The sequence below is a fragment of the Variovorax sp. GW821-FHT06D12 genome, assembly GCF_059419205.1.
Map to the genome: position 1 here is coordinate 926,439 of NZ_JBWKRI010000001.1, position 12,866 is coordinate 939,304.

At 66.6% G+C, this 12,866-nt stretch carries 15 protein-coding genes; 11 read left to right on the forward strand and 4 right to left on the reverse strand.

From position 1 onward, the window contains the following. Nucleotides 1–460 precede the first annotated feature (460 nt). From AC07SQ_RS04315 to AC07SQ_RS04350, 8 genes are all read left to right on the forward strand, one after another. Nucleotides 461–877, forward strand: coding sequence for a VOC family protein (locus AC07SQ_RS04315; protein WP_070061082.1), 417 nt, complete (start codon nt 461–463; stop codon nt 875–877). A gap of 55 nt (nt 878–932) precedes the next feature. Further along, a complete protein-coding gene (locus AC07SQ_RS04320; protein WP_139703055.1) occupies nt 933–1,142 on the forward strand; it encodes a DUF4287 domain-containing protein in 210 nt (69 codons plus the stop codon). 101 nt (nt 1,143–1,243) lie between these two features. Beyond that, nucleotides 1,244–1,615 (forward strand): VOC family protein, encoded by a 372-nt coding sequence (locus AC07SQ_RS04325; RefSeq protein ID WP_495270642.1) that lies wholly within the window; start codon nt 1,244–1,246, stop codon nt 1,613–1,615. Between the two features lie 73 nt (nt 1,616–1,688). Beyond that, the gene (locus AC07SQ_RS04330) at nt 1,689–2,213 is read left to right on the forward strand and encodes a sigma-70 family RNA polymerase sigma factor (RefSeq protein WP_070061085.1); all 525 of its coding nucleotides are present in this window, start codon (nt 1,689–1,691) and stop codon (nt 2,211–2,213) included. Continuing rightward, a complete protein-coding gene (locus AC07SQ_RS04335) occupies nt 2,210–3,205 on the forward strand; it encodes a FecR domain-containing protein (protein WP_495270641.1) in 996 nt (331 codons plus the stop codon). Before AC07SQ_RS04330 ends, AC07SQ_RS04335 begins: the two co-directional genes overlap by 4 nt. A gap of 129 nt (nt 3,206–3,334) precedes the next feature. Beyond that, the gene (locus AC07SQ_RS04340; protein ID WP_495270640.1) at nt 3,335–5,848 is read left to right on the forward strand and encodes a TonB-dependent siderophore receptor; all 2,514 of its coding nucleotides are present in this window, start codon (nt 3,335–3,337) and stop codon (nt 5,846–5,848) included. A gap of 77 nt (nt 5,849–5,925) precedes the next feature. After that, nucleotides 5,926–6,348: a GNAT family N-acetyltransferase gene (locus tag AC07SQ_RS04345; RefSeq protein ID WP_495270639.1), complete on the forward strand. Its 423-nt coding sequence runs from the start codon at nt 5,926–5,928 to the stop codon at nt 6,346–6,348. 102 nt (nt 6,349–6,450) lie between these two features. Then, complete coding sequence (locus tag AC07SQ_RS04350) at nt 6,451–6,642, forward strand: hypothetical protein (RefSeq protein WP_495270638.1); 192 nt, start codon at nt 6,451–6,453, stop codon at nt 6,640–6,642. A gap of 37 nt (nt 6,643–6,679) precedes the next feature. Here the strand turns inward: AC07SQ_RS04350 and AC07SQ_RS04355 are convergent, their stop codons facing one another. From AC07SQ_RS04355 to AC07SQ_RS04365, 3 genes are all read right to left on the reverse strand, one after another. Beyond that, nucleotides 6,680–7,111 carry a VOC family protein gene (locus AC07SQ_RS04355; protein WP_139703062.1) on the reverse strand — a complete coding sequence of 144 codons (432 nt, stop codon included), beginning with the start codon at nt 7,109–7,111 and terminating at the stop codon, nt 6,680–6,682. Between the two features lie 80 nt (nt 7,112–7,191). Continuing rightward, entirely contained in the window at nt 7,192–8,673 is a 1,482-nt protein-coding gene (locus AC07SQ_RS04360; protein ID WP_495270637.1) for an ankyrin repeat domain-containing protein, read from the reverse strand. Nucleotides 8,674–8,732: 59 nt separating this feature from the next. Beyond that, complete coding sequence (locus AC07SQ_RS04365) at nt 8,733–9,242, reverse strand: hypothetical protein (RefSeq protein ID WP_495270636.1); 510 nt, start codon at nt 9,240–9,242, stop codon at nt 8,733–8,735. Nucleotides 9,243–9,365: 123 nt separating this feature from the next. On the opposite strand from AC07SQ_RS04365, the gene AC07SQ_RS04370 reads away from it, so the two are divergent. Next, nucleotides 9,366–10,067, forward strand: a complete 702-nt coding sequence (locus AC07SQ_RS04370; protein WP_495270635.1) for a phytanoyl-CoA dioxygenase family protein — start codon at nt 9,366–9,368, stop codon at nt 10,065–10,067. A 152-nt stretch (nt 10,068–10,219) separates the two neighbouring features. Further along, nucleotides 10,220–10,606 carry a VOC family protein gene (locus AC07SQ_RS04375; protein WP_495270634.1) on the forward strand — a complete coding sequence of 129 codons (387 nt, stop codon included), beginning with the start codon at nt 10,220–10,222 and terminating at the stop codon, nt 10,604–10,606. A gap of 18 nt (nt 10,607–10,624) precedes the next feature. Here the strand turns inward: AC07SQ_RS04375 and AC07SQ_RS04380 are convergent, their stop codons facing one another. Further along, nucleotides 10,625–11,341 carry a winged helix-turn-helix transcriptional regulator gene (locus tag AC07SQ_RS04380; protein ID WP_492740838.1) on the reverse strand — a complete coding sequence of 239 codons (717 nt, stop codon included), beginning with the start codon at nt 11,339–11,341 and terminating at the stop codon, nt 10,625–10,627. Between the two features lie 103 nt (nt 11,342–11,444). Here AC07SQ_RS04380 and AC07SQ_RS04385 point away from each other — a divergent pair, with 103 nt between their 5' ends. Then, nucleotides 11,445–12,866, forward strand: coding sequence for an FAD-binding oxidoreductase (locus AC07SQ_RS04385; RefSeq protein WP_495270633.1), 1,422 nt, complete (start codon nt 11,445–11,447; stop codon nt 12,864–12,866).

The following is a 12,866-nucleotide window of genomic DNA, read 5'->3' on the forward strand; positions in this document are numbered from 1 at the left end:
AGCTTTTCCCGGGTCGGTCGTGTTCAAGTTCGAGGCGGATGGGACATTCAAGGGGCGTGGCGTAGAGAGCCTGATCACCAACAGGAAGCTGTCTAAGGTCGTGAAGGCATCTGGCACCTGGAAAGTCCAAAGAAACAAGTGGACACTTAGGTACACCGAGTCGAACGGGACTCTGCTATTTCCTCGGCCCGGAGCGGAGTGGAACTTCAAAGTTTTCGATGTGACCGATGACGCGTTGGACGCCAGAGGCTGGGGCGCGAATGGGCGAAGTTTTGGCCTGGGTCGAATCAATCCCAACTCCAATGAATGTGTTGGCGAAGCGGGGGTGTCAGCCTAGGCTAGCTCGCACTGCCTGAGCTTCTGCTTCAGGCCCTTTGCGCCGATACCGATCGCAAGCGGGCCAGGTTCGCACATGAGCGATGCACCGCCTTACCATCCCTGATTTTTCCAATCGCGACCCATGCACCAATCACTCGGCCTCGTCTCCTTGGTGGTCCCCGACTACGACAAGGCACTCGAATTCTTCGTCGGCACACTCGGCTTCGAACTCGTCGAAGACACGCCTGTGCCTGCGCAAGGAAAGCGCTGGGTCGTGGTCAAACCTCAGGGCGGACAAGGGGCCTGCCTTCTCCTGGCGCAAGCATCGGCGCCAGAACAGCAACGCGCCATCGGCGACCAGGCCGGCGGCCGTGTGTTCCTGTTCCTGTACACGGACGACTTCTGGCGAGACTACGAAAAGTACAAGGCCGCAGGCGTCGAGTTCGTCCGCCCGCCGGAGGAGCAGCCGCACGGGGTCGTGGCTGTCTTCAAGGACCTGTGCGGAAACATGTGGGACCTGATCCAGCCCAATGCCAGCAACAGGAGCTGGCAGCTGTAAGAATGGCCTCGCTCCCTTTCACGAACCTCACTCTTCACCCGCGAAAGAACCGCCCATGACCGAGACCACCAAGGTAAAAGGACCCGCCTCGTACTTCCCCTCCATCGAGAAGACCTACGGCCAGCCGATCGCGCATTGGATGGACATTCTTCAGGCTGCGGGCCCGCTGAAGCACATGGAGCTCGTGAGCCAGCTCAAGACCCAGCACCAGATGGGTCATGGGCATGCGAATGCGTTGGTTGCAGCGTTTCTTGCGAAGAAGTAGCACGCGCCATCGGCGCCAAGAATGCAGACCTTTGGCGCACGGAGGTGCAAACGGAGAACGACGCGCTCCCTTTTCGTCGAACAGCTCACCCAGGAGACACCATGCAGCTTCACACCGCCCGCATCTTCGTCCAGGACCTCGCCCTCGCCGCCCGCTTCTATGAAGAGATCCTTGGCCTGTCCCTGAAGGCCGACGGACGCGATCAGGGCTTTTGCGTGTTCGACGCAGGACCCATGAGCCTGGTGGTCGAAAGTGTCGAAGCAGATGCCCCGCCAGAAGACCTGGCCTTGGTGGGCCGCTTCACAGGCCTGTCTTTCGACGTGGACAACATCCAGTCGAAGTACACCGAACTCTCGTCACGCGGCGTGGCCTTCAGCGGCCTCCCCGAGGCGCAGTCATGGGGCGGCATCCTCGCCACATTGCGCGACCCCGCCGGCAACGAGCTTCAACTGGTGCAGCAGCCCCGAACGTAGCCATTGGTGCACAGTCGTCATACAATGAGAATAATTCTTATTTGGATGGCCTGGCCACCGCACTACGTCCGCCATGGCCGCCGATCCCGCTCTGCACCCGCACATCCACACCCTCTATAGCGAGCACCACGGGTGGTTGCAGGGCTGGTTGCGCAGGAAGCTCGGCAATGCCTTCGATGCGGCAGACCTCGCGCAAGACACCTTCCTGCGCATCCTCACCGCGCCAGACCACACGCCCGAGAAGCAGTGCGACTGGCAATTGCGGGAGCCGCGCGCCTACCTGACGGTCGTTGCCAAGCGGCTGCTGGCCAACCTGTACCGCCGGCGTTCGCTGGAACAGGCCTACCTCGAGGCCTTGAGCGCGTTGCCCGAACCGCTGGCGCCCTCGCCCGAGCAGCAGGCGATCATTCTCGAAACCCTGCAGGAGATCGACGCGATGCTCGACGGCCTGGCGCCGCCGGTGCGCCAGGCCTTCCTGATGGCGCAACTCGAAGGGCTGGGCTATGCGGAGATCGCCGCGAAGCTGGGCGTGAGCGAGCGCACGGTCAAGCGCTACATGGCCGAGGCCATGGCCCGCTGCATCCTGCTGGTCGCGTGAAGGTGCAACGCACGATGGCGGTCGAGGTCGACAAGGCCGTCGCCCTGCAGGCGGCGCAATGGTTCGTCCTGCTGCAGTCGGGCGAGGCCACGGCGGCCGAGCGCACGCAATGGACGCGCTGGCGGGCGGCCAACCCCGCGCACGAAGCGGCCTGGCAGCGCGCCGAGCAAGTCAGCGGCAAGTTCGGCAGGCTGCCGGGCGCACTGTCGATGCCGGTGCTGGGCCGAGCGGTGCGAAGCGACCGCCGTACCGCCGTCAAGGCCCTCGCCGTGCTGCTGACCGCGGCGCCCGCCGGTTGGCTGGCGTGGCGTGCGTCGCCGGCGCGCGAATGGCTGGCCGACCACCGCACCGCCACGGGCGAACGCCGCGAACTGCGCCTGGCCGACGGCACGCGCCTGCAGCTCAACACCGCGACGGCCATCGACGTGGCCTACGGCGCGACGCAGCGCCTGGTGCGGCTGCATGCGGGCGAAATACTCATCGAGACGGCACCCGATGCCGTGCCCTCTTCCGACCCCGGCTATCGCCCCTTCATCGTCGAGACCGCGCAGGGGCGCCTGCGTGCGCTGGGCACGCGCTTCGTGGTCCGGCAGCACGAAGGCGATCGCAGCCATCTGACGGTGCTTGACGGTGCGGTCGAGGTCCGCCCCGACCACGCGCGCAGCCTGGCGACGGTGGTGCGTGCCGGCGAGCAGGCCATGTTTTCTTCGGCGGCCGTCGGCGAGATCACGGCAGCAGCGCCCGATGCCGACGATTGGTCGCGCGGTGTCCTGCGCGCCAGGAACATGCGGCTGCACGACTTCCTCGCCGAGCTGGGCCGCTACCGGCCCGGCGTGCTGCGCTGCGATCCGGCGGTGGCCGACCTGCGCGTGTCGGGCGTGTTCCAGCTGCGCGACACGGGCCCGGTGCTCGACAGCCTGCCGCAGGCCTTGCCGGTGGACGTGCTCTTTCGCACGCGCTACTGGGTCACGGTGGTGGCGCCGGGCGGTTGAGGCATCGGGTGCCGGCGGCGATTTCGGCCGTTGCGATTTTTTCCGTCGCGGCCTGTCCCCTTTTCTTTCCTCGCGTGTGAAGCCTTGAGGAACAGCAACTTCACACCCTTGCAGGAGAGAGAGAAACCCATGGCCCGTCGCCGACCGTCCCCCCTTGATTCCGACGCCGTTTCGTTGCCGTTGCGTGCACTGTCGCTCGCCGTGCATGGCGCGCTGTTCGCCATGGCGTGCGCCGCCGCCGGGACGGTCGCCGCGCAGACGCAGGGCGTACCCAACGCACCAGCCGCACAGGCCGAAGCACGCAAGGCCTACAACATCGCGCCCGGCCCGCTCGACGAGGCTCTGTCGAGCTTCGCCGCCTCTGCCGGCGTGAGCATCACGATTCCGCCTGCCCTCGCGCAGGGCAAGCGGTCGCCCGGCCTGCAGGGCCAGCACGCCGTGGGCGAAGGCTTCGCGCGGCTGCTGGCCGGCTCGGGCCTCGAGGCGGCGGGTGGCGCGGGCGGCTCGTATGCGCTGCGTCGCTCGAGCATCGGCGGCCCTGCAGACACCGGCGCCGACGGCAGCACCACGCTGGCACCGGTCACCGTCATGGCCGAAGCCGAACGCAGCGCCACCACCGAAGGCACGCGCTCGTACACGGCGCGCGCGTTGACGCTCGGCAAGGGCGAGCAGGCGCTCAAGGACATTCCCCAATCGGTGAGCGTGATCACGCGCCAGCGCATGGACCACCAGGGCCTCGTCGACCTGCGCGATGCGGTCAACAACGTCACAGGCGTGGTGGGCGTCAAGGGCGTGGGGCCGGGCATGGTCCTCACGTCGCGCGGCTTCCAGATCGACGCCTGGCAGTACGACGGCGTGCCCGTGCCGCGCAACATGTACTCGCTGGGCAACTGGGCCACCGAAGACACGGTGTTCTTCGACCGCGTGGAGGTGCTGCGCGGCGCCTCGGGCCTGTTGCAAGGCACGGGCAGCCCGGGCGGCGCGATCAACCTCGTGCGCAAGCGCGGCCAGCCCGAGAAGACGCTCACGCTCACCGGCAAGGCGGGCTCGTGGGACCACTACGGCGCGCAGCTCGACGCCGGCGGCCCGCTCAATGCCGAAGGCACGCTGCGCGGCCGCGTGGTGGTCGACGAAGACCGCAGCCACTCGTTCACCGACTACGTGTGGCGCAAGACGCGCTCGCTCTACGGCGCCATCGACTACGACATTTCGCCCGACACCACCGTCGGCTTCGGCGTGAGCCACTCGCACGCCAAGGGGCGTCCGATGCTGCGCGGTTTTCCGCGCTACCCGGACGGCACCGACATCGGCCTGCCGCGCTCCGTGTTCACGGGCGCCCTGTGGAACCACAGCGACATCGAGCAGACCACGGTGTATGTCGACGCCGAGCACCGCTTCAACGACAAGTGGAAGCTGAAGTTCTCCGCGCTCGGCATGAACGAGAAGAACAGCGCGCAGCACCAGCGCATGCACGGCGACGTGCAAGCCGACGGCAGCGGGCTGAACTTCGCCGACTGGGACACCCGCTTCGATTCGCGCAAGCTCGGCTTCGACGTCTACCTGCGCGGACGCTTCGACGCACTGTCGATGCAGCACGACCTGACCATCGGCGCCAACTACTCGAAGTTCGAGTCGACCGACCGGTACGCGCGCCGGTTCAGCGGCGGCGGCAACATCTTCGCCATCGACCACAACCGCCCGGCGCAGAACTACGACACCATCATGGCGGCGGGCGGCGGGAAGAGCCACACGCACTACGACGTGCGGCAAAAGGGCATCTACGGCAGCTGGCGGGCCCAGCTGGCCGAGCCACTCACGGCCATCGTCGGCGCGCGCCTGAGCTGGTACGACTACCTCTACTCGAGCCAGTCCGCGGGCTTCACGAGCACCGTCAGCACGTCGGGCGAAGTGACGCCCTATGTTGGCCTCGTGTTCGCGCTCAACAAGCAATGGTCGGCCTACGCGAGCTACACCGACGTGTTCGAGCCGCAGACCGAGCGCACCGTCTCGGGCGACGGACTCAAGCCCATCATCGGCAGCAACTACGAGGTGGGCCTGAAGGGCGAGCTGATGGACGGCCGCCTGAACACCTCGCTGGCCGTGTTCCGCTACAACCACACCAACCGCGCCGTGACCGACCGCGACGGCGGCTTTGCCTGCGACGGCTGGTACTGCTCCAAGTCGTCGGGCAAGGTGCGCAGCCAGGGCTTCGAGGCCGAGGTCAGCGGCGAGGTCGCGCCGCGGCTGCAGCTCACGGCGGGCTACACCTACAACACCACCCGGTTCCTCGAAGACCCGGACAACAAGGGCAAGATCTTCAGCCAGTGGACGCCCAAGCACATGCTGCGCGTGTGGACCAACTACCAGTTGCCCGGCGACTGGAGCCGGCTCAGCGTGGGCGGCGGCTTCAGCATCCAGAGCCACACGCTGGGCTACGACCGCACGTACAAGGTGCCCGGCTTCGCCGTGTGGAGCGCACGCCTGGCCTACCAGCTGACGCCGGAGGTGGCGCTGGCCGTCAACATCAACAACATCTTCGACAAGCGCTACTACATCCCGGCCTACAGCGAGGCCAACGGGAACAACAACTACGGTGATCCGCGCAATGTGCTGTTCACTGTGAAGTACACGCCGAAGCTGTGAGTTGTGGGGAAGGGGCACGTGGGTGGCGTGGCCCTTTTTCGTTCTCTCGCAGCCAAAGCGCGGAAAATCGCCTCGGCATGAACTACACGATTTCGAACGAACGAACCGTCACCTGGCAGGAGTTTGGCCATCTGATGGCGTTGGTCGGTTGGGGCAGCGGGTACGACGAAGCATCGTTCGAACGCTCCCACCGGGCCTACCCGCTCGTCGTCCACGCACGTGCAGACAGCGGTGCGCTTCTCGGCTATGCCTCAGCCTTCAGCGACGGGGCATTCACGACGATGCTCGGTGAACTGGTTGTCCACCCGGACGCCCAGGGCTCGGGCATCGGCCGGGCGCTACTGAGCGCCGTTGAAGCGGAGTTTCCTGGTGTCCCTGTCTACGTCAAGGCGCTGGGCAATGCGAAGCGATTCTTCGAGGCATGCGGCTATCGCAGCCCGAGCGAAGAAATGACAGTGCTGTTCAAAAAGGCTCGTCCTCGCTCCGGGCAGGCTCTTTGATCAGTGCATGGCCCCGATGCGAGAGACACAACGAACGCCTCCTGATGATGAGTAAACCCGAAGCGACTGCGTGGGTACGGGCGAACGCTGGACGCGTCATGCATGAGTGAAAAGCTGAACTTCGTATGGGGTGCCATCGGCCTCCTGGTCCTGCTGGGCGGCACGGTTTTCTGGCTCCAACACGACCTGAAGCGCCTGCGCAGCCTCAAGCGAAAGCTGCGACTCGGCGCCCTGCTTACGCAGGCAGAACAGGACGAGCTGGCGTCGCTGCAGGGAAAGTACCCCTGGGCCTGACGGTCGCCCTCGCCTTCACGACCGCACGTCGAACGGATCAGAACCTGATCCGCACCGAAGCCGCACTGCGGTCGGCCTCGCCATGAAATACGGCCTCGATGTTGTTGCCGTCCGGGTCCAGCACGAACGCCGCGTAGTAGCCCGGGTGGTAGGCGCGTTCACCTGGCGGGCCGTTGTCCCGGCCTCCGTGGGCCAATGCGGCCTGGTAGAAGGCGTCGACCATGGCCCGGTCCTGCGCCTGGAATGCGATGTGGTGGCGCCCGGTGAGTTCGCCCTGCACTTCGTCGCTGTCGCGCGTCGACACGAACAGTTCGTCGGCCCAGAAGTTGCGCGCGTCGGAGCCGCCCATCGGGATCTTCAGCGCTTCGAAGACGGCGCTGTAGAAGGCCTTGCTGGCCGCCAGATCGCGAACGACCAGTCCGATGTGGTCGATCAGGCGGCCGCGATGCAGTTCTTTTTGTGTACTCATGAAGCGCTCCTGTCGGTGGAGATCGGAGTGGCGGAATCTACCAAAGCCAACCTCGGATATCGAGCGACAGGGTTTGCATCTCAGGGCCGACTCAGCTTCAGCAATTTCTTCCATGCGGCCAGCGACACGCCATGCGACGGCGGGTTCGCCTGCAGCCATGCCTGCGCCGATGCATGCGGCGGGTAGTGGCTTCGCAGCGCCGGATCTGCACCGGCGGCCACCAGCAGCCGCGCGATCTCGAGGTGGTCGCGCTCCACGGCGCGCATCAGGGCGTTGTCCGTCCAGAACCCCGCTGGCGGCAAGGCGCTTTCAGCGCCGGGCGCGGATGCGAACGGCAACCGGCCGACAGGTAGCGCGGCCTGCGGCAACGTCGATGCACCTGCCTGCGGTGCGAGCGAAGCGTTGTCGCAAGGAGGCGGCAGCACATGGACCAGGCGGGGCAGCCCCGACGAGGTCTGCGGCTGCGGCACCAGTTCGCTGCGCAGCGGCGCGGGGGTCTGGTGGTTCACGTCGACGCCCAAAGCCAGCAAGGCGCGCACGGCCTCCACGTTGCCGGCATCGACCGCCGACGCCAACGGCGTCATGCGTCCGCACGCGACAGTTTCGAAGGCGCGATAGGCGGCCAGGGCCTCCTTTGGCTTCTGCTGCAGGATCAGCAGGTAGACCCGTGCCTCGGCCGGCGCATTCGCTTCGAAGGACGGCCACTGCGGCGGGTCCATGGCCCGATGCAGCAGGCGGGCGGCCTGCAGATGCCCCTGCGTCGCCGCTGCGCGCACGGCGCGCTCGGTCGCCGGCAGGCCTTGCGCCAGCAGCAGACGAACGATCCTCGCATCGCCACCCTTGGCCGCTGCATCGAGCGCGTTGTGCCCATCGGCATCGGCGCCCCTCACCGCGTCCGGCGACATGACCGCCAGGAGCTGCCGGACGCTTGCCAGGCTGCTCTTCTCCGCCGCCACCGCCAGTGCCGACACGCCCTGCGCATCGCGCACATCCGGCCGCGCGCCGGCGGCCAGCAGCAGCCGCACGCGCGCCGGGTCGTGCGCATGCTCGATCAACGGCGGGTTCGAGCTCGCGGCGTTGGGGTCGGCGCCCGCTGCCAGCAGCGCCTGGATGGCCCAGGTCGTGGGCGCGAAGAACAACGGAAGGCCGCCGTTGCGATCGGGCGTGTCGGGGTTCGCGCCCTCTTTCAACAGCAGCGCCAGGGTCTGGCGGAAGTCGATGGCGTGCGTGTCGCTGATGCCGCCGGAGCCCGCGAACTTGGCTGCGCGCAGCAGCGCCGTCTCGCCATCGTTGGCGTTGCGGTAGTTCACATCGGCATGGCGACGCAGCAGGAACTTCACCATCTGCGCGTTGCCTTGCTGCGCGGCCTTCATCAGCGGCGAGTCGCCCACATTGAAACCGTAGCCCTGCACATCGTTGGCACCGAAGCCCTGCGCAAGAAACGCCTCGACCTCGCGCAGGCGACCGCGCTCCACGGCATCGAAGAACGGAATCTGCGCTTGCGCGGACGTCGTGTCGCGAGCGGGTTCGGCCTCGGCCGGGTGCGCCGGCATGTGGAGCATGAGAGCTGATGCGAGGGCGATGCACCAAAGAAAGGATGGGTTTCGTGTGAACACTGCGGTCAGGCCTCGCTGGCCTGTCGATCGATGTCCGCCACGAGGCCTTGCAGCCACAGGCGGTGATCGCTGAAGGTACTCAATCGCTCCTCGGCCTCTTCCCTCGCAGCCAGGTGCTGATCCAGATACCGGAACCCGACCCGCCGTGCGGCCTCGTGCAGGACGCTCTCGGGCACATCGTTTTCATACAGCGCGTCGAAGCGGGTCACCCAGAAGCCTTGCTCGGTCAACGCGATCCGCTCGAACGCGCGAGGGTCTTCCACGCTGAACTCGACGAACTCCAGGCCATCCGGATGTGCGCGCAGGCCCGTGACCCGGCTGCCGCGATCCCACAGCGGAACCCATGGCGGCCCGTCGGGTGCGCGGGCGCCGTGGTACGCAAGGAACGGCGGCCCCAGGCAGACCGTGCGGAACACTTCATGGAGGCACTCGCCCATCGCCAATTGCACCAAGGGCGCGGACGCGCCGAGCTGCTGCAGCGTCGCCATCCGCAAAGTCTCTGCCACCACCGTCATCCTGCGTCCTCCTTGATCTGCTTTGGGCCGATGTTAGCCATGCCCGCCCTGTGCAGCCGCTCTTGTATTCTTGCTTCCACGCCGCGCGACGTTCATTAGCGGACTGCGCGGCCGCTTCAAGCCATGACCCCCTCTCACGCCGACTTCTTCATCGACAAGGGCTATGTGCGGTTGGAAGGCTTCCATCCGCACAAGCAGATCGCGGGCCTGCGGCAGAAGCTGCTCGATGAGATCAAGCGCCTGAAAGCCTTGTCCGGTGGAAAGAGCCTGCCCGGCGCGCTGCACAAACTCCCCGTCTTCCAGCAGATCGGCAAGCTGTCGGCGCTCGTCAAGGTGCCCGGCGTGCATGAAGCGCTGGTGACGCCGGCGCTGATCGACTGCGTCACCCGACTCGGTGGGCGCACCCCGACCGCCATCCAGGACACGCAGCTGCTGCTGTCCCCGCCCCTTCAAGGCGCCTCGACCCTCACCGGGCTGAACTGGCACGTCGACGTCTCGACCCGACCGCAAGATCCGCTGCCGGGAATCCAGGCCTTCTTCCTGATCGACGACGTGGCACCCGGCGGCGGCGCGACCTTGGCGTTGGCCGGATCGCATCGCGTCGGCACGCCGGGGCGGGTTGCGGCCTCCGAGCTGAGGCAGCTTCTGAAGACGACCGGCGACCTGGCGCAAAGCCTTCACCCACTGGGCCTCGGCCTCGTCGAGATGTCAGGACGCGCCGGTGACGTCTTCCTGATGGACCTGCGCCTCTTGCACACGCCCTCCGTCAACTCGACGAAGAACGTGCGGATGATGGCGACGACGCGCTGCTTCCTGAACACCTGAGGCGAGTTCACGAAGGGCCTCGCATCACCAAACAGGTTACCCACCGCACTGGCATCGCACCCGCCTCAGGCGTAAGCTGACCACCACCCGGCCAGCCAAGGCCATGCCGCCAAGCGGCACCCGCTGCGCCGAACTGTGCGAAAGGACCCACCATGCTGTCCGACTCGTCTGTCACGACCATGCTCCCCGTGAAGGACATGGACCGCGCGCGTGCTTTCTACGAAGGCTGCCTGGGCCTGAAGGCGGGTGGCTTGCGGCCCGACGGCAAGTTTGTCTACACGGTGGGCGGCAGCACGCTCGCGCTGTTCCCCAAACCCGAAGGCACCAAGGCCGACCACACAGCGATCAGCTTCCAGGTGCCGGACATCGCCGCCAGCATCGAGAAGCTGAAGCGCGCCGGCGTGGTGTTCGAGGACTACGACTTTCCCGACCTGAAGACGGTCGACCATGTCTGCGTACTCGGTTCGGAAAAGGCGGCGTGGTTCAAGGACACGGAAGGCAACTTCCTGTGCATCCACGAGGACCTTGCGCCGGCGTAGCTGGCTCGCCGTGAGCAGCTACGGCGCCAAAGATTGGCCGTCCGGCAACTTCCGTCCCGCAGCGCGACGTGTCGAGGCGAACACGCTGGTGCCCAGCCACCGCCACAGGTCTTGCGCGTCGCACCTCGCCCCATCGACACGGATCTCGCGCGACTGAAGCGCCTGTTCAGGCGTGCGATCGCCCGTCCACACTTCGGTCAAGGCGCGCACGGAGGCATCCACCACGAGCGTCAGCTCGCGCCCCGGGTCGTCGCGGCACAGATCGGCCACGCCGTCCTCCACCACGAGCCACCACGTGCGCTCGCGCGTCCGTGCGTCGCGCAGCTGGAAGTGGATGATCACGGGCCGGGGCGGGAACTCCTGAATGCACGCGAACCGGCGCATGTCCCACATGAGCAGGCCCGCATCCAGTTCGTCGTCGCGCAGGCGGCTGCCGATCCATTGCGCACCCCAATGGCCCAGCGCCATGACGATGGGTCGAAGTTCCTCGCCGGCCTCGGTGAGGCTGTATTCCCACACCTTGCCGACGGTGTTGCGGCGCACGACACCGAATTCCTCGAGGCGATGAAGCCGCTGCGCCAGCAGGCTGGTGGACATTCGCGGTACGCCGCGATGCAGGTCGTTGAAGCGCTTGCTGCCGCACAGCAACTCGCGCACGACCAGCGGCGTCCATCGCTCGCACAACACCTCGGCCCCCCTGGCGACGGTGCAGAACTGACCGTAGGTGTTTTCCATCGCCTCGTCTCCAGAGCGGCAACGCTTCAGATTCTGGACTTGTTCGCTCGCCGGGTCACGCGCAAGCTGCCCCCGACTTCCTCACTCTTTTCGGAGACGACTCATGACGATCCAACTCACACGCATGGACGGCGGGACCGTGGACCTTTCACCGGAGATCCTGCAGGCGTTCAAGGCCACGTTCAAAGGCCAGGTGCTGACCGCGGAGGACCCGGCCTACGAGGAGTCGCGCAAGGTCTGGAACGCGATGATCGATCGTCGCCCTGGCCTGGTGGCGCGCTGCACCGGCACGGTCGATGTCGTGCAGGCCGTCCGGTTCGCGCGCCAGCACGGGCTTCTGAGTTCCGTGCGCGGCGGCGGCCACAACATCGCAGGGCTCGCGGTCTGCGAGGGCGGCCTCATGATCGACATGTCGCTGCTCAGAGGTGTCTGGGTCGATCCAGCGCGCCGCACGGCGCGCGCACAAGCGGGCTGCACGCTGGGCGACGTCGACCGCGAGACACAGCTGCACGGGCTCGCCGCCGTGCTCGGTTTTGTGTCTGCCACCGGGATTGCAGGCCTCACCGTCGGCGGCGGATTCGGCTACCTCACGCGTCGCCACGGCTGGACCTGCGACAACGTGGTCTCGATGGAGGTCGTGACGGCCGGCGGCGAGGTCCTGCGTGCGTCTGCGGACGAGAACGAGGACCTGTTCTGGGCGCTGCGCGGTGGCAGCGGCAACTTCGGCATCGTCACCTCCTTCGAGTACCGGCTCTTTCCCGTCGGCCCCGAAATCCTGGGCGGTGCGATCGCATGGAGCGGCGACGACGCCCGGCAGGTTCTCGACGCCTACCGTGCGTTCAGCGCAGAGGCCCCGCGCGAACTGACCAGCGTGGCGGTTCTGCGGATCGCGCCGCCGGCCCCCTGGCTCCCGAAGGAGGTGCACGGCAAGCCGATCGTGGCCATCTTCGTCTGCTACACCGGCAAGGTCGAAGAGGGAGAAGCATTGATCGCACCGCTGCGCAGGCTCGGTCAGCCGGTGGCCGACATCGTGACGCGCCGGCCCTACACGCAGATGCAGAGCCTGCTCGACGCCACGCAGCCCAAGGGACGGCGCTACTACTGGAAGTCGCACTACCTGCCAGGCATCGATCAGCGGACCATCGACCTCGCCGTGACGCATGCGGGCCGGATTCAATCGCCCCATTCGGCCATCCTCCTGTTCCAGATACAGGGTGCGCTGGGCGAGCTGCCTGCCGGGCATTCGCCGGCGGGCAACCGGGACGCGGCCTATGTGCTGAACATCGCGGGCTCCTGGGAGAAGCCGGGCGACGACGACATCCACATCCAGTGGGCGCGGGACTGCTTCGAAGCGACGCGCGCCTGCTCGACAGGCGGGGCCTACATCAACTTCCTGACGGAGGAAGAGGGCCAGGACCGCATCGAAGCCGCATACGGCCGGGCCAACCTGGACAAACTCGCGGCGCTCAAGCGCAGGTACGACCCCGAGAACTTCTTCCGTCACACAAAGAGCGTCTCCGGCTGA

Bases quoted from the DNA above. Each gene is read 5' to 3' on its own strand.
- AC07SQ_RS04365 (WP_495270636.1), bottom strand. From the start codon at position 9,242: ATGACGGTGGTGGCAGAGACTTTGCGGATGGCGACGCTGCAGCAGCTC.
- AC07SQ_RS04375 (WP_495270634.1), top strand. From the start codon at position 10,220: ATGCTGTCCGACTCGTCTGTCACGACCATGCTCCCCGTGAAGGACATG.
- AC07SQ_RS04340 (WP_495270640.1), top strand. From the start codon at position 3,335: ATGGCCCGTCGCCGACCGTCCCCCCTTGATTCCGACGCCGTTTCGTTG.
- AC07SQ_RS04385 (WP_495270633.1), top strand. From the start codon at position 11,445: ATGACGATCCAACTCACACGCATGGACGGCGGGACCGTGGACCTTTCA.
- AC07SQ_RS04315 (WP_070061082.1), top strand. From the start codon at position 461: ATGCACCAATCACTCGGCCTCGTCTCCTTGGTGGTCCCCGACTACGAC.
- AC07SQ_RS04320 (WP_139703055.1), top strand. From the start codon at position 933: ATGACCGAGACCACCAAGGTAAAAGGACCCGCCTCGTACTTCCCCTCC.
- AC07SQ_RS04325 (WP_495270642.1), top strand. From the start codon at position 1,244: ATGCAGCTTCACACCGCCCGCATCTTCGTCCAGGACCTCGCCCTCGCC.
- AC07SQ_RS04360 (WP_495270637.1), bottom strand. From the start codon at position 8,673: ATGCTCCACATGCCGGCGCACCCGGCCGAGGCCGAACCCGCTCGCGAC.
- AC07SQ_RS04370 (WP_495270635.1), top strand. From the start codon at position 9,366: ATGACCCCCTCTCACGCCGACTTCTTCATCGACAAGGGCTATGTGCGG.
- AC07SQ_RS04330 (WP_070061085.1), top strand. From the start codon at position 1,689: ATGGCCGCCGATCCCGCTCTGCACCCGCACATCCACACCCTCTATAGC.
- AC07SQ_RS04380 (WP_492740838.1), bottom strand. From the start codon at position 11,341: ATGGAAAACACCTACGGTCAGTTCTGCACCGTCGCCAGGGGGGCCGAG.
- AC07SQ_RS04355 (WP_139703062.1), bottom strand. From the start codon at position 7,111: ATGAGTACACAAAAAGAACTGCATCGCGGCCGCCTGATCGACCACATC.
- AC07SQ_RS04350 (WP_495270638.1), top strand. From the start codon at position 6,451: ATGAGTGAAAAGCTGAACTTCGTATGGGGTGCCATCGGCCTCCTGGTC.
- AC07SQ_RS04345 (WP_495270639.1), top strand. From the start codon at position 5,926: ATGAACTACACGATTTCGAACGAACGAACCGTCACCTGGCAGGAGTTT.